Source organism: Zetaproteobacteria bacterium (assembly GCA_003696765.1).
Classification (GTDB): Bacteria; Pseudomonadota; Zetaproteobacteria; order Mariprofundales; family J009; genus RFFX01.
Genome location: RFFX01000074.1, coordinates 1 through 20,350 on the forward strand (window position 1 = coordinate 1; position 20,350 = coordinate 20,350).

Consider the following 20,350-nt stretch of genomic DNA (forward strand, 5'->3'; position numbering starts at 1 on the left):
CCGCCGAGGCCCAGGCCTGCCATGAAGGAGGCCACCGTCACCACCACGCCGAGGTTGCCGACGCCGAAGAGCAGGGCGAGCGGCCGCATCCACAGCACCTCGTAGGCCAGCGCGGTGATGCCGGAGGCGAAATAGAGCAGGGGAAGCAGCGCTTGCATCATGCTATTGTCATAGGGGGAGCGATCCGGCCGGCGTCGCCGCGCCCGTTGCCGGTTTAGCCGGGAACCGGGGGCACCGCGACGCCGTGATCGGAAAACAGCCTCGGGACGCCGCCCCTGATTTGCCCGAGCACAAGGAGAACACCAGCCGTGTGCTCCGCCCGCACATGAGCATGTTCGACGCCGTGATCGGGCAAATCAGGAAACCGTAGGGGTCAGTAGGGCCAGAACCAGACCACCGCCGTCACCGCATGGGCGATCCCCAGCGTGACGGTCAGCCCGGCGCTGATCATGTGGGCGACGAACCACTCCCTGCCGAAGAGCGCCATGCCCAGGCCGAGGGCGGCGGTGGCCAGCAGGCCGACCAGCAGCCCCGCGCCCATCCAGAAGAGCACCTCGCGCTTGCTCTGCAAGGTGATCCGGCGCTGCGGACTCTCCTCCTCCTGACCGGCGGTGAAGCGATGCATCATCCGCACCACGCTCCCCTCACCCGAGGAGGGGGCCGCGGCGGCGGCCGACGCGCCCTGCGGCGGCAGCATCGCCAAAAGGAGCGCCAGGAGGGCGGCCGCTCTAGAGCACATCGTCGTCCTCATCCTCATCCCGGTTCCACAGCGCGTGGCGCCAGTAGAGGATCACCATCAGGATCATCGGCGCGAAGACGAGGAAGAAGAGCAGGATGAAGATGACCCATGGCGTGTTGATGGTCACGTGGAGGAAGCGGTAGCTGTCCAGCGCCGATGCCGGCCGGGCGGCCAGCAGGGCGCCGAGCAGCAACATCAGGCGTGTGGCATCGGTCATGGCAACTCCCTGGCACAGCGGAATCCAAAGAAATCGGAGGCGTAGTTGGGGCGTGAATAGTTGCGGTGGTAGGTCGAGGTGGCAAAGGGATCACTCTTCCACGATCCGCCGCGGCGCACGCGGTAGATCGCCCGACCCGCCTTCTCGTCCGGCCCCGCCTGGTAGTCGGGATCGAGATCCTGCGGCCGGAAGAGCTTCGCATCCGCCTTGCTCCCCGGATAGGGGGCGTAGACCGAGGCGGTCCACTCGCTGACGTTGCCGGCCATGTCCATCACGCCGTAGGGCGAGGCCCCCTGCGGATAGCGGTTCACCGGGGTGGTGTGGCGCACCGAGTAGTAGGTGTTCATGGCGTCGGTACGCAGATCGTTGCCCCAGGGCCAGCGGCGGCCGTCGGTGCCGCGCGCCGCCTTCTCCCACTCCGCCTCGGTCGGCAGCCGTTTGCCCGCCCACTTGCAGTAGTCGCGGGCGTTGTACCACGAGACCATGGTCACCGGATGGAGCTCCAACCCGCGCGGGATACGCCCGTCGACCCAGTTGAGTGGCGGACGGTAGTGCATGGCGGCGACGAAGCGGGCGTACTGCGCCTGGGTCACCGGATACTTGTCGATGGCATAACGCTTGAGCACCACACGGTGCTGCGGCCGGTTGCCGATGTTGCTGCGCGGGTCGTCTGTACCCATGAGGAACGGGCCGGCGGGGATGACCACCATCTTGGCCAGCTCCTTCCACCAGGCTTGAGTGAGCAGGGAATCGGCCTCCTCCACGGTGTAGGTCCGCCGCCTGCCCCCGGCCGCCTCGTGCTCGAGCTGGATCTGGATCTCCTCGCCGGCGGCACGGATGTGGCTGGCCATCTGTCTGGGGTCGTAGCCGGCCTTGGCCCGCATCTCGTCCATCCGCTTCGACCCCAGCACCATCACATGGAGCGAGCCGCCGATCATCGCCGCGGCGATGCAGGTGAGCAGCGTGGCCACCGCCACCCGTTTGCGCCGGGCGCGCTCGGCGCCTGAGGCGGGAATCCGCGGTCGTCTCATTCCGCCGGCCGCTCCTCCTCGTCGTCCTCCGGCAGCGGCTCGCTGTCGGCCCAACGCGGCTTCCGTTCGGGATCCCACCCGATCCGGCGGCGGATGATCAGCTCGCCCACCACCCCGCCGAAGGCGGAGAGCTCCATCTGCAGGATGGTGACGAAGCCGAAGAGCTGCCACGGCAGGAGCTCAACCCCCTGCGGCAGGGGATGGGTCATGCTTTCGTAGTAGGCGTAGCCCAGCACCGCCAGGGGGGGGAAGTGGGCCAGATACTTGCCGCCGAAGCCGTAGATCACCCCCACCGCGATCCCCGCGACGAAGGGGACGACGAGCATCATCGCCACCCAGGCAGGCGAGAATGTCTCAAGCCCATAGAACCACTCCAGCCGCACATGGAGCCACTGCATGCCGCTCTGGATGATCAGGCAGCCGACCGGAAAGGCGAAGGCGAAGCGCATCCACTTCGGCCCCCACTGCGGCATCGCCTTGAGCCCGGCCAGCGGATCGTGCGACAGGTGGTCGTCGGATTGCTGCGGCCGTCCCATCTAGTGCTCCGGTTCGGCCGCCTTCCCTTCTTCGGGCGGCTTGCGGCCGGTGAGCTTCTCGTACTCCGCCGCCCGCGCCTGCTTCAGATACCAATCCTTCACCTTGAGGCTGGCGAAGTAGCGCGCCAATAGCCGCCGCTGCTCCTTGGGCAGATGGGCGTAGGAGGGCATGCGGTATTTCGGCTTGAGCCGTGAGGGGAGCATCCGCTGCGGATTCCTCGAGGAGAAGTAGCGGTAGAGCCACTCCTCGCTGCGCCAGGAGCCGATGCCGTCGAGCGCCGGCGCCGGCACGAAACGGGTGATGTTGCGCACACCCCACAGCGAATGGCAGTCGCGACAGCCGAGCCTCCGGTAGAGATCGGCCGCACGCACCTGCAGATCATGGTCGGCGGTGGAGTAGAAGGGGATGGAATCACGCTCCTTCGGCGATTCCGGCGGGAAGAGGAGCGCCTTGCCAAGTGCCACCACGACCACCAGCGCCACGGCGCCGGCGATAAACCGCTCCCCCCGCTTCATCGGCCGATCGGCCGCTGTCGCGTCGCCTCCCTCCCGACGATTGGCACGCCACCGTTGGCTGCCATGCGGATCAACCGAGCCGGGCCTCCTCCTCCCGCTGGCGCAGGATCTCGGCGCGGCGCTTCTCCTGATACTCGGTCACCTCGCGCATCTTGGCGAACTCGGCCGGGTCCATCTTCTTCTCGTCCCCTTCGTCGAAGACCAGATACTTGATATCCTCGTCGAACTGTTCGTTCTTCGCCGCCCAACGAATGCCGAAGACCACGGCGACCAGGATCAGCGCGCCGCTGATCAGCCAGATGTAGATCGTCCAACCATCTTGAAAATCGAAACTCATGTTGTGATCGAATCGCAAAACCGTCGCTTGCATGCGCAAGCTTCCGTCTTGCGCGGCCCTCCATGGCCACGGATGCCGGCTCCTTGCAGAGCCGTCAAAAGAGAAAACCGCCGAGCAGCTGCACCCCGGCGAAGATCGCCGCCGCCACCACACCGAAGGCGATCATGGCGAAGAGAACCCACTCGCCACGCTTGACCCCGGAATCGCGATCCATGCGGTAGAAGCCGACCATGATCCCGACGAAGAGGGCGATCGAGACCATCATGAAGACGAAAATCCCGACGCTGTAGCCGTGGGAGCGCATGCTCTCCACGCCGAGGTCGTAGCGGGCGCCCTCACCGGCCCGCGCCCCGACCGGAACCAGCAGCGCGATCGCGATCGAGAGCAGGCGGTGCATGACGCAACGCTACTCCACTTCTGGCGAAAAAAAAAGCGCCGCCCATGCAGGCGGCGCTTACTCCCCCGGAAAGGCTCCTCCCGATCCTAGAACTTCACCGTTCTCGGATCCTCGGTCCCCTTCTTGTGGTTGTCGACGAACATGCCGTAGACGACCGGTGCCACCAGCGCGATGGTGATCACCAGCAGGCCAACGATTTGCGGATTGTCCAGATCGATCATCGTTGCGATCCTCCTCAGTGCGCTTTCGAATGGTCGGGCTGCCAGGTGAAGTGGGGCAGCCGCTTGACAGCGATCGCCACGGAGAGGCAGAAGGCCAGGATCCAGAAGACGTCGATCGCATACCCCTTGTCCCACCACGGCTGCTTGGCGATCACCGTGCCGTCGGGCTGGATGTTGAAGAAGTTGGCCTTGCCCAGCGTCGGGCCGACGATGGTGTACTCCTCCAGGTCCGCGCCGCTGCGCTGCAGCTCGATGATCTTCGGTGCGATCGCCCGCAGCTGGTTCATCGTGATGTGGTGCTGCTGGCGCTGGAAGGTGTAGGGCGAGTCGAACCGCTCCAGCGTCTTGGTGATCAGCGCCATCGCCTTCTCATCGGCCTGCTCGGGAGTGAGGCTCTTGTCGTGCAGCACTTTCTGCACCTCGGCCGAGTTCATCAGCGTGACATAGTCGGCGAAGATCGCCGCCGTCGGCCGCTGGCCGTAGAGCGGGAAGGTGATGGAGAAGGCGGTCAGGATCGTCAGCACCAGCAGCCCGATGATCGGACGGGGCAGCGGGTTGTTGTTCTCCTTGATCCCACCGAGGTTCTCATGCTCCCAGAGGTACTTGGCCTCCTTGTTCTGGTCCTCGGTGGCCAGGGAATAGAGCGGGTGTGCAAAGGTCCATCCCATGATTGTCGATACCTCCCCTTATTTGAGATTGAGCACGAAATCGATCAGGTAGCGCGCTTCGCTGTCCGGTGCCGGATCGGGTACCTCGGGCGGATAGGCCCGCTCGCCCCGCTCGTAGGCCAGGTACTCCCGATCCCACGCCTCGCGGTCGATCACGTTGCCGTGCGCGTCGGTCTTGCCCCACAGGTAGTTGTAGCGCGGCATGATCGAGTGCGGCTGCACCAGGCGCGGGTTGAAGAAGTGGAGCGTCATCCACTCACGCGAAGAGTTGCGCGCCCCGACATGGAGCAGGTCGGGCGCCTTGCGGTCGGAACCGAAGGTGGTGGGGGACTCGCCGTTGAAGTCGCCGACCACCGGCGGACGGCCGAAGGTCTGCCAGTCCTGGGTCTCCTCGGGCAGCAAGGTGTGGCACCACCAGCACCCCTCGCGGATGAACATGGTCTTGCCGGAGCCGGCCATGAACTGCTGATCGGCCGCCTTGAGCGTCGCATCGACCGTCCACCCCTTGGTCGCAGTGGCGTACTCCACATAGGGCACGCCGGAGGCGCTATCCACCCTGACCAGGAAGACGCCGCCACGCTCCTCCTTCGCCTCGCCGAGCCGCCCCTTGCTGTTGCTCAGGGCGAGCTGCTTGTCCCCCATGATGTTGTCGTGGGTCAACCCGTTGGGGAAGTGGGTGCCCGGCTTGAAGACATATGCCTCGGTCTTGTCGATCGGCTTGCCGGTCGCCGGATCCTTGGTCAGCACCACCTTGATCGGCTTGTCCTTGCCCCGCAGGAAGGGGTCGTAGTAGTTGAAGCCCGACTCCCAGCCGTAGGTGAGCTGCTTCTTGAGCGCCTCTTCGGTCGAGCCGATGCTGGAGATGTCCAGCCCCGGCAGAAAGATGGTGATGAACATCGAGGAGCTGAGCGCCACCCCGAACATCACGCATCCGATCTTGTATTCACGAAATGCCACGGAACTTCCTCCCTTCAGATAATGTTTTCACGTTACCAATGCAATAATCCATCCGCATGGCCTCGGCCTCCGGACCGCCCATCCCCGGTGCGGCCCGGAGGCGGCAGGCGCGATCAGCGCTCGTAGGCCACCTCGGCCGGCTGGCGGCCGACGGGCACCTCACGACCGGCGATCGCCGTCATGTACATGTTGTACATCCAGACGATATTGCCGAAGAAGACCATGCTGCCGCCCAGCCAGCGGACGATCATGTAGGGGTGCTCGGCGATCACCACGTCGATGTAGGGCACCTCGTAGATCTTGGCCGCCCCCTGGATGAGCCCGGCGATGGTCATCGAGGTCCAGTAGAGCGAGAAGCCGATCAACACCATCCAGAAGTGGAAGTTGGCCAGGCTCTTGGAGTAGAGCTTGCGCCGCAGCAACACCTGGACCGCGTAGTAGATCGCCGACGCCTCGGCGAAGGTGGAGAAGCCGAGCAGCGCCAGATGGGCGTGGGCCACGATCCAGCCGGTGCCGTGGATGTACCAGTTGATCGCCCGGGTCTGCTGGAAGCCGCCCTGCATGTTGAGCGGGATGGCCAGGAAGACACCGGTCATGGCGAACTTCACCTCGATATTGGTGACGAACATGGTCCACTTGCCCTGCATGGTCAGCATGATGTTGCACACATAGGCGATGGCCGGCACCAGGATCAGCACCCCCTCCACCGACGCGAAGGACTTCAGCCACTCCGGCAGCGGCGAACCCATCAGGTGGTGGGCCGCCGGAGTGGAGTAGAAGACCACGATCGACCAGAAGTGGAGGTGACCCACCCGGTGCGAGTAGAGCGGATTGCCGGTGATCTTGGGGATGATGTAGTAGGTGATCGCCGCCGCCACCGGGGTGATCAACAGCCCGAGGACGTTGTGGGCGAACCACCAGGTCATGTAGGCCTCGTTCAGACCGGTCAGATGGAACCACTCCGGCAGGTTGCCGATGAGGAAGACGATGATGGTCATGAACATGCAGGCGCCGAAGAACCAGTTGGTGGTGTAGATGCCCTGCGTGCGGCGGTTGAGGATCGTCATCCAGACGTTGAGCGCCCACGGCACCACCATGACGAAGGCGATGTAGAGATCGATCGGCCAGATGTGGTCGGAGTACTCCCGGCCGGAGGTCATCCCCGACCAGAGCAGCGCCAGCGCCAGACAGAGCCCGACGTTGTAGAGCAGGCAGTTCCAGACGCCGAGCTTCTCGCTCCACAGCTTGGTGTTGCCCAACGCCGGGGTGATGTACATCATCGAGGCGGCGAAGGCCATGGCGATCCAGCCGAAGATCACGGCGTGGACATGCACCTGACGCATATGGCCGAACTGCAGCCAGTAGACGTTGTGGTAGAAATCGGGGAAGGCCAGCTTGGCCGCGTTGAACGACCCGAGCCCCGTCCCGATGATGAACCACGCGATGGACGAGAAGGCGAAGAAGATCGCGCTCGTCCCCTGCGGGATCTCCTCCTCTTTGGCAAACAGATACTTAAGCATGCATCACTCCTTTTGTCGTTTCTTTCAGGATCTCACACGGAACCGGCGGACAGCACGACGAACCTCAGTCGTCGTGCAGCTCCTCGTCATGCTGGCCCGGCATCAGCAGATACCAGGCGAACCACATGCTGGAGAAGGCCAGCAACACCCCGAGAATCGATGCAATCGTTCCCATTCTCTCCTCCTACTCCTTCTGGAACCCTTCGATGACCGCATGCAGCTTGAAGGTGTACTGCATGATGATGCAGAACGCCACCCCGAAGATGATCATGATCCAGTCTGCAACCCCCTGATAGTTGAGGATGCTGTATGGATCCGTCCCCCACAGACCCGCGGTGTCCCACGGTGCACGCCCCACGGCCAACAGGAACGCACAGGTGAACACCGAGCCGTTGCCCATGCCGGTCGTCATCCCCAGGACGATGATCAGCCATATCGAACCCTTCATTCAGCCCTCCTTTTCCCTTGGTATGCCATCCAATGAATCCACGATGAATGGATTTTAATCAAGCCGGCGAACACTAGGACCGCGCCATCCGACTTGTCAACACCTCCCCCCGCCATTCAGACCGCCACCGGCGCCTTGATGTGAGGGTGGAAGCGATACCCCTCCAGTCGGAAGTCGTCGTAACCGAATGAGAAGAGATCGGTCACCCCCGGGTTGAGCACCATGCGCGGCAACGGACGGGGGGTGCGCGTCAACTGCAACCGCGCCTGATCGAGGTGGTTGCGGTAGAGGTGGGCATCGCCCAGGGTATGGATGAACTCGCCCGGGGCCAGACCGGTCACCTGCGCCACCATCATGGTCAGCAACGCATAGGAGGCGATGTTGAACGGCAGCCCGAGAAAGATGTCGGCGCTGCGCTGGTAGAGCTGGCAGGAGAGCCGCCCCCCGGCGACGTAGAACTGGAACAGGGTGTGGCAGGGGGGCAGCGCCATGCGCGGGATCTCGGCCACGTTCCACGCCGAGACGATCAGCCGCCGCGAGTCGGGGTTGCGACGGATCTGCTCCACCACCCCGGCGATCTGATCGATGGTGCGACCATCCGGCGCAGGCCAGGAGCGCCACTGCACGCCGTAGACCGGCCCCAGCTCGCCCTCCTCGTCGGCCCACTCGTCCCAGATGGAAACCCCATGCCGCTTGAGGTAGGCGATGTTGGATGAGCCGCTCAGGAACCAGAGCAGCTCATGGATCACCGACTTGAGATGGATCTTCTTGGTGGTGACCAGCGGAAAGCCCTGCTGAAGATCGAAGCGCATCTGGTAGCCGAAGAGCGATCGGGTGCCGGTGCCGGTGCGATCCGGCTTCTCCACCCCCTCGTCGAGCACCCGGCGCATCAGCTCGAGATAGGCCTGCACGCCCGCTTCCCCCGCGCCCGCCCCGATCCTAGCCTGCGCGCGTCGCCCTGAAGATCACAAGGAGGCCACCCATGCGCGCCATGCTATCCATCTCCCTGCTCGTTTGCATCGGGATCGCACTCCCCCCCGCCCCGGCCGGGGCCGCCCCCGGGGTGCGCGACCGAATCGTCGCCCGCTTCATGGAGCTCGACACCGACCACTCCGGTGCCGTCTCCCTCGACGAATACATGGCCATGGTCGCCCAACGCGCCGAGGAGCGCTTCCGGGCGATGGACACCAACCACGACGGCGTAGTCGACCCGGAGGAGCGCGCCGCCTTCTGGCGGAGGGAACAGGCGCGCTGGTACCGTCTCGATCGATGATCGGATCGCAAAAAGTCCGTCCGAGAACGTGTTCGCCTCAGGGGAACAACGACGGGCGCGGCCATGGAGCGAGGCGGTGCGATCGGATTCCGCCCCGGTGCCCCGTGCCCCCACCGGGCACGACGGCGAACCGTCACCCCCGCCGCATCGACTCCGCCCCCCGGATGTGGCGGAGGTGCTCCTCCGCCTGATCGGCGATCCCTTCGGCCGACAAGCCGAAACAAGAGCGCGCGTAGCGGTGGCCGCCGGTGGTGTGGAGGAAGGCGTCGTCGGTGCCGAGGAGGCGCAACCGCCCCCGCATCGGGCCGCGCCCGGCCAGCCACTCGGCGACGGCCCCGCCGAGCCCTCCCAGCCGGCTGTGCTCCTCGGCCACCACCACGGCGTCGTACCGGGAGAAGATCGACTCCAGCCGCTCCCCATCGAGCGGCTTGACGGTATGAAAGCCCTCGACGGCAGCGGAGATCCCGCGCCGCTCCAGCAGCCCGGCCGCCTCGATCAGCACGGAAAGCAGCGTACCGGTGCCGATCAGAGAGAGGTCGCGCCCCCGACGTAGCGGGCGGGCCCGGCCGAGCCGGAACTCCGGTGCGTCGTCGGTGACCACCGGCTCCCCCTTCTTGCCGATCCGGATGTAGGCCGGCCCGCGCCGGGCGAGCAGCGCCCGCAACCCTTGCCGCAGCTCGGGCGCATCGGCCGGTGCGAAGACGGTCATCCCGGGAAGCACCCGCATGACGGCGAGATCCTCGCAGGAGTGGTGGGTCGGACCGAGCCGGGCGTAGGTGAGGCCGGCGCCGGCGCCGACGATGACCACCGGCAGGTGGTGGTAGCAGAGATCCACCCGGATCTGTTCATAGCAGCGGTAGGTGGTGAACGGAGCGATGGTGTAGACCACCGGCCGCAGCGCGGAGAGCGCCATTCCGGCGGCCATCCCCATCATGTTGCCCTCGGCGATGCCGCAGTTGAAGAAACGGCCGGGGCAGTGCTGCTTGAACCGGTCGAACATCCGGTTGCCGATATCCCCCGACAGCAAGACGATGGAGGGATCCTCCCCGGCCAGCCGGGTGAGCTCGTCGGCGAAGGCGTTCCTCACCCGCCCGCCCCTCCATCGAGCTCGGCCAGCGCCGCCTCCAGCTCCTCCCCGGTGGGGATGCGGTAGTGCCAGTTGTTGTCGTCCTCCATGAAAGTGACCCCTTTCCCCTTGACGGTGCGGGCGATCACCGCCACCGGCCGGCGCGCGCCTGCCGCATCGGGCAGAAGCCGCCAGATCCCGGCCAACGCCGCCATGTCGTGGCCGTCGATCTCGACCACCCTCCAGCCGAAGGCCCGCCACTTCTCCGCCAATGGAGCGAGCGCCAGCACCTCATCGCTGCGGCCGGTGGCCTGCCAGCGGTTGTAGTCGACGATGACCATGAGATGACCCAGCCGCTGTGCCGCCGCGGTCATCGCCGCCTCCCAGACGCTCCCCTCGTTGCACTCGCCGTCGCCCAGCAACGCCACCACCCGATAGGGGAGCCGCCGGATACGGGCGGCGAGCGCCATGCCCAGCGCGATGGGCAGACCGTGCCCGAGCGAGCCGGTCGCCGCCTCGACGCCGGGCACCTGCCCGGGAAGGGGGGGATGCTCGGCGAAGATGGCGCCCTCTCCGCCGTACTCCCCCAGTCGTGCCTCGGGAAAGAAACCGCGCAGGGCCAGCACCTGGAAGAGCGCCGGCGCGCCGTGCCCCTTGCTGAGCACGAACCGGTCGCGCCCGGGGTCGTCGGGTGCCTCGGGAGGGATGCGCAATCCATGGAAGTAGGCGGAAACCAGGATGTCGACGCAGGAGAGGCAGGAGCCCAGATGAGGGGTGGAGCTGCGGTGGGCGTTGATCACGATGCGGCGGCGAATCTCCCGCGCGATCTCTTCCAATCCGGCGGGGCTCACGGCTTGTGGATGTACTCGTCCGGCATCTCCAGGAGCACCGACTCCCAGCGGTCGACCCAGCCGATCACCTGCGCGACGCCCCGCTCCAGCGGAATCCGATCCTCCCAGCCGAGTGCCCGCAGCTTCGTGCTGTCGAGCAGGTAGGCGCCATCCTTGCCCGGCCGCTCGGGGGCGGGCTCGACCACCTCGTCGAACGCCGCACCCATCATCCGGCAGATACGCTCCACCAGCTCCCGGATGGTCACCACCTGCCGGGTGGCGATGTGATAGATCTCCCCAGGCTGGGCATCGCGCATGATCCGCAGCGTGGCGCGGCAGACGTCATCGATATGGATGAAGGAGCGGCGGGAACGGCCGCCTCCGTCCAGCCGCAGACGCTTCCCCTTCCGGATGGAGAGGATGGTCTTGGGGATGATCCGGTAGAGCTGCTGCCCCGGTCCGTAGACGTTGGCCGCGCGCGTGAAGAGGACGGGAACGCGCCAGAGGTCGAAGCAGGCTTTGAGGTGCATGTCCGCGGCGGCCCGGGATACGGCATAGGGGGTGCTGGGGCGATACACGGTTCCCTCCCGCACCTCCCCCTTGCAGTCGCCGTAGACCTCGGGCGTCGAGATATGGATGTACCGCTTCAGAAAGTCGCAGCGGCGCAACACCTCGTGCAGCCGGGCGATGGCGAGCACGTTGGTCGTGTACCAGTGGTCGGGATGCTCCCAGCTCTGGGCCACCATGCTCTGCGCGGCGAAGTTGACCACGTAGTCGGGGCGGAATTCGTGGATCAGCGCCGCGATCTCATCGAGATGATGGTTGAGATCGTAGCGGTGGAAGGAGAACGGCGCATCGTGCCGCCGCCATCGGTAGGGCAGGAAGGCCTCGTGCGGCTGGGGCGAGCGGCTGACGCCGACCACCGCATACCCCTCGGCCAGCGCCGCATCGACGAAGCTGGCGCCGGAGAAGGAGTTGCTGCCGAGTACGAGGATGCGCCCGATCACGCCGCCCCCTCCCGTCGTCCGTCAGACATGATGGTTTCGCAAGCAACCATCATCGCGGGCACGGACGGCCGCGCAGATCAAGAGCTCGCGTGGGCAAGCGATGGATTTGTACGGGGATCGAAGAGCGCGCCCCTCGATCCCCGTCAAGCAAAAAGCCCACGGATGGACTTGTTGCGATTCCATCAGGCATAACCCAGCAGGGAGAGGACGTCGTGGAACCGCTCGTCGAAGAGCTCGTCCAGCCCCTGCTCGATCCGGTCGAGCGATTGCATGCTCTTCGGGGTATGGCCTGATTGGCTCTCGATGAAGACCCGGATCCGGTCCATGCGGATCTCCTCGTCGGGGGTGAGAAACCGGGCGAGGCGCACCAGCTCCCGTTCGGTATCGCGAATCAGCGACTCATAACGAAACAGGCAATGGGCATGGTCGGCCGAGCGGGCCAACCATGAGGCGACGTTCTCGACCCAGTTGCCCATCCCCATCGCCTTCCACCTCGGATCACCCATGTTCTGAATGAACGCCCTGGCATAGGCCGCGTCACTCTCGATCTCCATCGTCTTCTCGTCCTTGTGGTACTGCAGACAGCTCAACAACACATCCTTCGGATACCGGCAGAAATAGATGATCCCCGCGGTACGGGAGAAGTATGGATGTTGCGGGGAGAGGACGAAATGACTCTTGCACAGAATCGAACCGTCGTAGTTCTCGTTCAGCCCCCGACCCATCGGCAAGAGCTCATGCAGATCGGGGCAGACCTGGCGGACCATCTCGTCCCCGAATATTCCGGTCAGATAGTAGCTGATGAACCGCCGCATCCACGAGTTCCCGGAACGGGGGTAGCTTGCCACCCAAACGACATTCATGATGAAATCGCAAAAATTCCCTCCATGGACTTTTTGCTTGGGCGGCGATCGAAGAACGCGGTCTTAGATCGCCTTACAAATCAATCGCTTGCTTACGCAGACCCTTGATTTGCGCGGCCGTCCGTGGCCGCGAATGCCGGTGCCGCAACAAAGCGGCGCCGTGCCTCAGCCCCCATCGCCATCCACCACCGCATGCCGCATCAAGGTGGTGTGCAGCTCGTCGGTGGAGAGCGGCGCATTGCCCAGCCGCCCCACCTGGATGGCGGCGGCGAGGGATCCGATGCAGGCGGCCTCCCAGATATCGCCGCCCACGGCCAGGGTCATGGCGGCGGCGATGAGCAGGCTGTCCCCGGCACCGGCGACGTCGCGCGGTGCGCGGTTCAACGCCGGGATACGGTCGGTCTGCCACTCGCTGCTGCTCTGGATGCAGGCATGGACCAGCACCCCCTCCTCGCCGAGCTTGAGCAACACGTTGCGCGCCTGCGCCCGACGGCGCAGCTGTTCGGCCAGCACCACCAGTCCATCCTCATGGTTGCGCGTACTGATCCGCGCCTCCGCCTCCGTAGGGGTGATCAGCTCCATCCGGCGAAAGCGCCCGATATCCCCGATCTGGGAGGAGGACTGGCTGTCAGCGGCCATCATGACGCCAGATGCGGCGGCACGGTCGATCGTCCAGTCGACCAGCGCCTGCGGCAGGCAACCGTAGTTGAAGTCGGAGAAGACCAGAAGATCGCAATCGGCCAGGGCGCGCCGGAGCCGCTGCTTCATCCGCTGCTGCAGACGGGAGGAGATCGGGCTCTGGTGAAGGTGGCTGACGCGCAGCAGACACTTCCCCCGGCTGCGGTAGCGCTGCTTGAGGGTGGTGGGACGGCTGTTGTCCCGGAGCAAATGGCAACGGACCTGCATCCCCTCCAGCCGGCGCCGGGCAAAACGGCGCACGGCGTCGTTGCCGGTCACCGACACGAAGTCGGTATGCGCCCCCAACCCGGCGGCGTGGCCGGCGACGATCCCCGCCCCGCCGACGAAACGGACGGAGTCGATCGGGGTGACCACCACGGTGGGATCCTCCTGCGACATCCCCAGCGGCTGGCAGGTGATGTACTCGTCGACGATCAGGTCGCCGAAGACGCAGACACGCAAGCCGGCGAAGGAGCGGATCAGCTCCGCCAACCCCTCGACCGTGATGCCGTGCCGCTCCATGAAATCCCGCGGCAGCCGGATGGCCGGGCGCTCGGCCAGGGTGAACTCCTGCCGGATCAGATCGATGGAGGAGAAGACCACCTCGCCGGAGCTGAAGAGCAGCACCCCGCCGTAGCGGTCGACGGCGGCCTGCTCGACGTTGTACCGCCCCTCGTACTCCCGCCCCTTGACCACCACATCGGGGCGGAGCCGCCCGATCACCGCCTCGACGGCCTCGTCGAAGATGAATGCCTCGTCGACCCAACTGATGCTCTCCACCCCCTCCAGCCGCAACTGCTGCGGCACGTGGGCCCCCTCACCGGCGATGCGGTCGCTGGCCACACCAACGATCAACCGATCCCCGCACTCCCGGGCGAAACGAAGCAGCCGAAGGTGGCCGGGATGGAGCACATTGAAGTTGCCCGAGACGAAGACGCTCTTCGGCCGGGACACCGCCTACCCCCCCTCCCCGCCGCCGCGGGCCAGCCGCCGCGCCAGCATGTGGCCGACGACCAGCTGGAGATCCTCGGCCAGCTGCATGTCGTCCACCGGGAAGTGGACGACGACGTCGGCCAGCTCCCGCGCACGACCGCCGTCGAAGCCGACGATGGCGGCGCTCTTCGCCCCCAGCGCCCGCGCCCGATCGATGGCCCGGACGATGTTCTCCGAATCGCCGCTGCCGGAGAGGGCGATCAGGAGATCCCCCCGCCCGGCCTGCGCCGCCAGCTGCCGGGCGAAGATCTCCTCGTAGGCGACATCGTTGGCGATGCAGGTGACCAGCGCGATGTTGGCGCTGAGCGCATCCGCCCGCACCGCAGGCACGACGGGGGCGTAGAGCAGATCGTTGGCGATATGGACGGCGTTGGCCGCACTGCCGCCGTTGCCGCAGAGAAAGATCCGCCCCGCCCGCAGGCGCGTCTCCTCCACCGCACGGGTCAGCGCCATCAGGCACCCCCAGTCGAAGCCGGCGAGCAGCGCGCTCAGCCGATCGGCGTAGCTCCGGTAGAAGGTGGGCATCGGACTACCGGATAGCGAGGCGCTTCATCACCTTCAGGTTGTAGCACCCCTCGTCGTCACGCAGCCGCCCCGCACGCCAGGCCCCGGCGATCTCGTCGATGGCGTCGGCCACACACTTGCGCGGTCGGAACCCGGTCGCCAGCAGCTTGTCGGAGTTGACCCGGTAGGAGCGGGGATCGTTGGAACCGGTCACCACGATCTCCGCCGGGATCCGCTCGGCCACCATCTCCGCGATCGAGAGGATCGAGAGGTTCTCGAAGCCGGCATTGTAGATGCCGCGCAACTCCGGGTGGTCGAGCAGGAAGAGATAGAGGTCGGTGATGTCGTCGATATGGATGTTGGGGCGGGTCTGCCCGCCGCCGAAGACGGTGATCCGCCCGCGGGCCAGCGCCTGCACGGTCAGCATGTTGACCGAGACGTCGAGCCGCATGCGGGGGGAGAGGCCGCATACCGTCGCCGGCCGGACGATCTGGACCACCATGCGATCGGCGTAGCTCAACAGTACCCGTTCGGCGACCATCTTGGTCTTGTTGTACTCCGAGATCGGCGTCAGCGGAACCGTCTCGGTCACCTCCGCCTCCTGTCGCACGCCGTAGACACTGCCGGAGGAGGCGTAGATGAAGCGCTCCACCCCGCAGCGGACCGCCCGGTCGGCCAGCTGCATGGTGGCCAGCGCCCCCACCTCCCAGGTCAGCTTGGGATCCAGATCACCGCAGGGGTCGTTGGCCACCGACGCCAAGTGGATGACCGCATCCACCCCGTCGAGCGGTACATCACCGCTTTGCCGCAGGTCGCACGGCACCACCGTGAGACGGGGGTGCTCCGGCAGATGGTTGCCGAACCAGAGGGCATCGACCACCGTCACCCGATGGCCTGCGGCGAGCAGTTTGGGGACGAGGACGCTGCCCTTGTAGCCGCATCCTCCGGTGACGAGTATCCGCATCAGGCCAGAAGCTCCTTGATCCGCGAGACGAGGTATCGGGCGAACGGGACCGCGCAGGTGAAGGCGGGGGAGACCGCGTTGAGCACGTGGAACGAACCCTCATCGCCCTCGAAGCGGAAGTCCATCTCCAACCGGTTGCGGCGGAGATCGACCAGTTGCGCCCGGATGCCGGGACGCCCCCAGCGGCGGAAGTCGCCCTCGCCCACCCCCGCAAGCATGCGTGAGGCCAAGGCGGTCAGGCGGCGGCGCGAACATTTGCGCAGCTCCGCGCACGCCAGCCTGCGGAAACCGAACCGGTTGCTGCAGAGAAGGGCGATCTCCCGCCCCACGATGGTGAGCGCCTCCCCCGGACGGAAGTTCTCCAGCCCGCGGTAGTGCTCGCGCCAGAGGGCGGGCAGTGCGGTCGGGCCGATCTTGCAGCGGCCGCGCACATCGACGGTGAAGTGGACGCCGAGGAAGGGGTAATCGAGGTCGGGAACCGGGTAGATATTGGTCCGCACCGGCGCGAACCCCTCTCGGGCGTAGAGGTAGAGCCCCTTGAAGGGGAGGATGCAGTGGCCTTGGCAGAAGCCGTACTCCCGCGCGATCCGGTCGGCATGGAGGCCGGCGGCGTTGACCACATATCCCGCATCGAAGGGGCCGCGCGAGGTGTGGATCCTTTTTCCCCGACGGGAAAGAAATGCCGTCTCCAGATGGATGGCCACCCCCGCCGCATCCGCATCCGCGGCGAGTGCCGCCATCGCCGCCGACGGATCGATGGTGGCGGTCTGCGGGGCATAGAGCGCACACCCCGCGGTGCGTACCCGCGGCTCGACCTCCCGCGCCTCCTGTGGGGTCAACCGCTCCAGCCGGACCCCGTTGGCCCCCGCCCGCCGCAGCAGCTCCTCCATCACCGGCAGCTCGCCCGCCCCGGCGGCGACGACCAGCTTGCCGCAGCGGTTGATCTCCAGACCGCGCTCCAGGGCGTAGTCGCTCCACCAGCGGTTCCCCTCCCGGCAGAAGCGCGCCTTGGCGGTATCGGCGCCGTAGTAGAAGCCGGCGTGCAGCACACCGCTGTTGCGGCCGCTGGCGTGCAGGCCGCATGCGGGCTCCTTCTCGATCACCGCCACGCTGCAGTCGCCGAAGCTCCGCTTCAGCGCCAGAGCGAGCGCCAGCCCGATCACCCCTCCCCCGACGACGAGGAAATCGACACGCCGGACCCCGCTCATCCGCCCGGAAACTCCCGTTCCGCCTTGCGCAGGGCATCGATCGTGCCGATGTCCCGCAGGTAGTCGTCGTTGTGGAAGGCCTGCATTCTCCCGAGGAGCTGCGGCAGGAGGTGGCGGCTCAGATCGGGGCAGGGGACGCCCACGGCGCGGATCCGGTCGAGGATGTCGGGCTCGAACAGATAGACGGCACCGTTGGCCAGGTTCCCCGGCGGATCGGCCACCTTCTCGTGGAGGGCGGTGACGATGCCGCGCCGGTCCAGCTCGACGATGCCGCAGCTCTGGGGGGTGTCGGTATGGAAGGTCATCATGGTGGCGACCACTCCGGGCGGACGGGCGCGGTGCGCCCGGACGAACGCCGCCAGATCGAAGCGGGTGAGGTTGTCGGCGTGGGCGACGAGAAAACTCCCACCCCGGCAGAAGTCGGCGTTGGCCAGGAGGGTGCCCGCCGTCCCCAGCAGCCGCGGCTCGTGGACCAGCTCCACCCGGTCGCGCCAACGGCAGGAGGCGACGTGGTGGACCACCTGATCGGCGAGGTAGTGGGTGTTGACCCGCACCCGATCGACCCCCTGGTCGAAGAGCAGCCCGAACCAGTAGTCGAGCAGCGGGACACCGTGGATCGGCACCAGACACTTCGGAATCCGCTCGGTGATCGGGCGCAGCCGGCTGCCCACCCCCGCCGCCAACAGGAGGGCGCGCAGGCCGCGGCTCACGCCGGCGCGCCCCGCCCCGGCGGCTGACAGAGCGGGCAGAGGAAACTGCTGCGCCCCTCCTGCCGGATCCGGACGATCCTTCCCCCACCGCAGCGGGGGCAAGCGCCCCCCTCCCTGCCGTAACAGCGGAACCGGTGGGCGAAATAGCCCGGCTGGCCGTCGCTGCCGACGAAGTCCCGGATGGTGCTGCCGCCGACGGCGACGGCCTGCGTCAACACCGAGCGGATCGCCCCCGCCAGCCGCGCGCACTCCCCGGCATCGAGCGCACCCCCCGGGCGGCGCGGATCGATCCCCGCGGCAAAGAGCGCCTCGTTGGCGTAGATGTTGCCGATGCCGGCGACGATGCGGCCGTCGAGCAGCAGCGCCTTGATGCTGCGCCTGCGCCCCCGCAACACCTCCTGCAGCCACGTCCCGGTGAAGGAGCGCTCCAGCGGCTCCGGCCCGAGCCGGCACAGCAGCGGGTGGTCACGCCACCCCTCCTTCCCGACGACCAGATCGACCAGCCCGAAGCGGCGGGGATCGGCAAAGCTCAAAGCGGCGCCGTCATCGAGATCGACACGCCAGTGCTGATGGGCGGGAGCGCCCCCCCCCGGCGGCAGGATGCGCAGGCAGCCGCTCATCCCCAGATGGCAGAGCAGGCCTGCGCCGTCGGTCTCCAGCAGCAGGTACTTGGCGCGGCGGCGGACGGCGGTGAAACGGCGGCCGACCAGCCGCTCCTCCATCCGCTCCGGCCACGGCCGGCGGAGCCGCATCCCGCTGCAATGCACCGCCACGATCCTCCGGCCGGGCAGATGGCGCTGAAGCCCACGGCGCACCGTCTCGACTTCGGGCAGCTCCGGCATGGCGCGAAGGTAGCCCGCACGGGAGCGCGGATGCAAGCACGGTTGCCAACGATGCGGCAGAGCGATTATGGTTGCCGGATGGATGATGGTGTTCTTGCGAAACCACCATTCGCGACCAGGACGGTCGCACATAACCGGAGCTTGCCCAGGCAAGCGCCCCCGTTTCTAGGCCGCGTGATCGAAAAGCGTACTTCGATCGCCGTCGTGCAAGAGATCCTCGGAGGGAGTTGATGCACCCTGATCATGGACGGTGCTGATCGGATCCTGACTGGTGAGCGCTTCCCGCTCCTGGCCACCTTGGACGACGCGGAGCTGGCCGGGTTCCGCCGTGCGGCGCGCCGGATTGCGGTGTGCGCCGGCGAACGGCTGCTGGAGGAGGAGAAGCGCAACGACGACCTCCACCTCGTCGCCTCCGGCCGGATGGTGGCCCAACGAACCCACCGGGGACGGCAGATCCCGATCGGGTTCATCGGCCCGGGCGATATCTTCGGCGAGCAATCGCTGCTGCAGGACCGGCGGACCACCGCCTCCATCCACGCCGAATCGGCGGGCGAGGTGTGGCGGGTGCCGGGTCGGCTGGTCCGGCGGCAATACGACGGCAACGGCCGCTTCCGCCGGGCGGTCGACCTGGTGATGGAACGGCGGATGGTCCACACGGCACTGGCGCTCAATTCGCTCTTCTCCGTCCTGCCGGCGGAGGTGCGGCAGTCGATGTACCACACAGGAACCATGGTACGCTTTCCCGCGGGGGCGGAGCTGCAGCGTCAGCACGACCGGGACATCCGCCGCTCCTACCTGCTGCTCGAAGGGGAGGCAGTGGGAAGCATCACCCTCTCCGACCCGCCGGGACGGGTGGTGGAGGTGGCCCGTTTCGGCCCGGGGGATCAGGTGGGGGAGATCGCGGTACTCGACGTACCGGAGCGGATCATGACGGTGACCGCCCACACCCCGCTGACCACCTTCTGTATCAGCAACGAGACCCTCCACACCTTCCGCATGGGCAACATCGACTTCGCCCTCGCTCTCTACGAGAACAGCCGCCGGCTTCTGCAGCGCCAATGCGACCTGCTCGCCGGGACGACCGGCATCGACCGGGCGCGTAGGATGACCGTCGATCGCCTGGTCCCCTTCGACCGCTACTGCGACCCGCATCAGCGCAAGGCGCACCCCCTCCTGTGACCCCGACGATGGAGCACCCCCACGCGGCGGAGCTGGAGATCCGTCAACTGCGGCGCACCATCGACGCCATGCGCAGCGCGCTGGAGCAGGCCCATGAGGAGGGGAGGGCGGCGGTGGAGCGGGCGCGCAGGGAGGCGGAGCAGGAGCACAAACAGCTCAAGGCGACCATCGCCGCGCTGCGCGACCGGCTGGAGGAGTCGGAGGCGGCGCGAAAGGAGGCGGTGGAGGCGGCGCTGCGCGATGCGCGCCGGGAGAACGCCCAGCTCAAGACGACCGTCACCGCGCTGCGGGAGCGGCTCGAGGCCCAGGCGGTGGAGCAGACCGAGGCGGTGGAGCAGGTGCGCAGGGAGGCGGCGCAGGAGGCGGTACAACTGAAGGAGACGATCACCCGCCAGCGGCGGGAGATGGAGCGGATGCAACTGGAACACGAGATGGAGCGCGAGCGTTGCGCCCGCGACAAGCGAGACGAGATCACCCAGCTGCAGGAGACGATCCGGGCGCTGCGCGCCCGCCTCGAGGACCATGCTTCGTTCGACTGAGGAGGAGGCGTTGTCGTCGGGAGGGCTGGGGATGGCCGCCCAAGAGCGAGGCGCCGCGGCCGCGGAAGGGGGTGGTGCGATGCGCTCGGAAGGAAGCGCGGGAGGCA

Annotated in this window: 25 protein-coding genes; 3 read left to right on the plus strand and 22 right to left on the minus strand. The window is 66.8% G+C overall.

The genetic code is table 11. The features are described 5' to 3' along the window. Window positions 1-373: 373 nt before the first annotated feature. The 12 genes from D6682_06925 to D6682_06980 all read right to left on the minus strand — a co-directional run bounded on the left by D6682_06925 (window position 374) and on the right by D6682_06980 (window position 8,498). Window positions 374-703, minus strand: coding sequence for a hypothetical protein (locus D6682_06925; GenBank protein RMH50341.1), 330 nt, complete (start codon window positions 701-703; stop codon window positions 374-376). A 25-nt stretch (window positions 704-728) separates the two neighbouring features. Then, window positions 729-956, minus strand: coding sequence for a hypothetical protein (locus D6682_06930; protein RMH50342.1), 228 nt, complete (start codon window positions 954-956; stop codon window positions 729-731). Continuing rightward, window positions 953-1,987, minus strand: a complete 1,035-nt coding sequence (locus D6682_06935; protein ID RMH50343.1) for a formylglycine-generating enzyme family protein — start codon at window positions 1,985-1,987, stop codon at window positions 953-955. Before D6682_06935 ends, D6682_06930 begins: the two co-directional genes overlap by 4 nt. Further along, window positions 1,984-2,460: a hypothetical protein gene (locus tag D6682_06940; protein ID RMH50383.1), complete on the minus strand. Its 477-nt coding sequence runs from the start codon at window positions 2,458-2,460 to the stop codon at window positions 1,984-1,986. The genes D6682_06935 and D6682_06940 overlap by 4 nt, the downstream gene beginning before the upstream one ends. Window positions 2,461-2,523: 63 nt before the next feature. Next, the gene (locus D6682_06945) at window positions 2,524-3,039 is read right to left on the minus strand and encodes a cytochrome c (protein ID RMH50344.1); all 516 of its coding nucleotides are present in this window, start codon (window positions 3,037-3,039) and stop codon (window positions 2,524-2,526) included. Window positions 3,040-3,109: 70 nt separating this feature from the next. After that, on the minus strand, window positions 3,110-3,376 hold the full coding sequence (locus D6682_06950) for a hypothetical protein (protein ID RMH50345.1): 267 nt from the start codon (window positions 3,374-3,376) through the stop codon (window positions 3,110-3,112). A gap of 94 nt (window positions 3,377-3,470) precedes the next feature. Further along, entirely contained in the window at window positions 3,471-3,680 is a 210-nt protein-coding gene (locus tag D6682_06955; GenBank protein RMH50384.1) for a hypothetical protein, read from the minus strand. 328 nt (window positions 3,681-4,008) lie between these two features. Beyond that, a complete protein-coding gene (locus D6682_06960) occupies window positions 4,009-4,662 on the minus strand; it encodes a hypothetical protein (protein ID RMH50346.1) in 654 nt (217 codons plus the stop codon). Window positions 4,663-4,680: 18 nt separating this feature from the next. Then, window positions 4,681-5,559 carry a cytochrome oxidase gene (locus tag D6682_06965; protein RMH50385.1) on the minus strand — a complete coding sequence of 293 codons (879 nt, stop codon included), beginning with the start codon at window positions 5,557-5,559 and terminating at the stop codon, window positions 4,681-4,683. A 173-nt stretch (window positions 5,560-5,732) separates the two neighbouring features. Then, window positions 5,733-7,139, minus strand: a complete 1,407-nt coding sequence (locus tag D6682_06970) for a cytochrome-c oxidase (GenBank protein ID RMH50347.1) — start codon at window positions 7,137-7,139, stop codon at window positions 5,733-5,735. A gap of 184 nt (window positions 7,140-7,323) precedes the next feature. Then, window positions 7,324-7,587, minus strand: coding sequence for a hypothetical protein (locus tag D6682_06975; GenBank protein RMH50348.1), 264 nt, complete (start codon window positions 7,585-7,587; stop codon window positions 7,324-7,326). A 116-nt stretch (window positions 7,588-7,703) separates the two neighbouring features. Further along, window positions 7,704-8,498 (minus strand): thymidylate synthase, encoded by a 795-nt coding sequence (locus D6682_06980; GenBank protein RMH50349.1) that lies wholly within the window; start codon window positions 8,496-8,498, stop codon window positions 7,704-7,706. Window positions 8,499-8,569: 71 nt separating this feature from the next. Here D6682_06980 and D6682_06985 point away from each other — a divergent pair, with 71 nt between their 5' ends. Next, window positions 8,570-8,860, plus strand: coding sequence for a thymidylate synthase (locus D6682_06985; protein ID RMH50350.1), 291 nt, complete (start codon window positions 8,570-8,572; stop codon window positions 8,858-8,860). A 133-nt stretch (window positions 8,861-8,993) separates the two neighbouring features. Here the strand turns inward: D6682_06985 and D6682_06990 are convergent, their stop codons facing one another. The 10 genes from D6682_06990 to D6682_07035 form a co-directional block, all read right to left on the minus strand. Continuing rightward, a complete protein-coding gene (locus D6682_06990; protein RMH50351.1) occupies window positions 8,994-9,947 on the minus strand; it encodes a transketolase in 954 nt (317 codons plus the stop codon). Further along, window positions 9,944-10,777: a transketolase gene (locus D6682_06995; protein RMH50352.1), complete on the minus strand. Its 834-nt coding sequence runs from the start codon at window positions 10,775-10,777 to the stop codon at window positions 9,944-9,946. The genes D6682_06990 and D6682_06995 overlap by 4 nt, the downstream gene beginning before the upstream one ends. Then, on the minus strand, window positions 10,774-11,763 hold the full coding sequence (locus D6682_07000; GenBank protein RMH50353.1) for an NAD-dependent epimerase/dehydratase family protein: 990 nt from the start codon (window positions 11,761-11,763) through the stop codon (window positions 10,774-10,776). The genes D6682_06995 and D6682_07000 overlap by 4 nt, the downstream gene beginning before the upstream one ends. A gap of 182 nt (window positions 11,764-11,945) precedes the next feature. Continuing rightward, window positions 11,946-12,626: a hypothetical protein gene (locus D6682_07005; protein ID RMH50354.1), complete on the minus strand. Its 681-nt coding sequence runs from the start codon at window positions 12,624-12,626 to the stop codon at window positions 11,946-11,948. Between the two features lie 165 nt (window positions 12,627-12,791). Continuing rightward, the gene (locus D6682_07010) at window positions 12,792-14,258 is read right to left on the minus strand and encodes an ADP-heptose synthase (protein ID RMH50355.1); all 1,467 of its coding nucleotides are present in this window, start codon (window positions 14,256-14,258) and stop codon (window positions 12,792-12,794) included. 3 nt (window positions 14,259-14,261) lie between these two features. Then, window positions 14,262-14,822, minus strand: coding sequence for an SIS domain-containing protein (locus D6682_07015; protein ID RMH50356.1), 561 nt, complete (start codon window positions 14,820-14,822; stop codon window positions 14,262-14,264). Window positions 14,823-14,826: 4 nt separating this feature from the next. Further along, window positions 14,827-15,765, minus strand: a complete 939-nt coding sequence (locus D6682_07020) for an NAD-dependent epimerase/dehydratase family protein (protein RMH50357.1) — start codon at window positions 15,763-15,765, stop codon at window positions 14,827-14,829. Continuing rightward, the gene (locus D6682_07025; protein ID RMH50358.1) at window positions 15,765-16,973 is read right to left on the minus strand and encodes an FAD-dependent oxidoreductase; all 1,209 of its coding nucleotides are present in this window, start codon (window positions 16,971-16,973) and stop codon (window positions 15,765-15,767) included. Before D6682_07025 ends, D6682_07020 begins: the two co-directional genes overlap by 1 nt. Then, the gene (locus D6682_07030; protein RMH50386.1) at window positions 16,970-17,671 is read right to left on the minus strand and encodes a nucleotidyltransferase family protein; all 702 of its coding nucleotides are present in this window, start codon (window positions 17,669-17,671) and stop codon (window positions 16,970-16,972) included. The genes D6682_07025 and D6682_07030 overlap by 4 nt, the downstream gene beginning before the upstream one ends. Before the next feature lie 8 nt (window positions 17,672-17,679). After that, complete coding sequence (locus D6682_07035; GenBank protein RMH50359.1) at window positions 17,680-18,525, minus strand: bifunctional DNA-formamidopyrimidine glycosylase/DNA-(apurinic or apyrimidinic site) lyase; 846 nt, start codon at window positions 18,523-18,525, stop codon at window positions 17,680-17,682. A gap of 243 nt (window positions 18,526-18,768) precedes the next feature. Between D6682_07035 and D6682_07040 the strand changes: the two genes are divergently transcribed. Beyond that, on the plus strand, window positions 18,769-19,704 hold the full coding sequence (locus D6682_07040; GenBank protein ID RMH50360.1) for a cyclic nucleotide-binding domain-containing protein: 936 nt from the start codon (window positions 18,769-18,771) through the stop codon (window positions 19,702-19,704). Continuing rightward, window positions 19,701-20,243 carry a hypothetical protein gene (locus D6682_07045; GenBank protein ID RMH50361.1) on the plus strand — a complete coding sequence of 181 codons (543 nt, stop codon included), beginning with the start codon at window positions 19,701-19,703 and terminating at the stop codon, window positions 20,241-20,243. Before D6682_07040 ends, D6682_07045 begins: the two co-directional genes overlap by 4 nt. The last annotated feature ends 107 nt before the right edge of the window (window positions 20,244-20,350 follow it).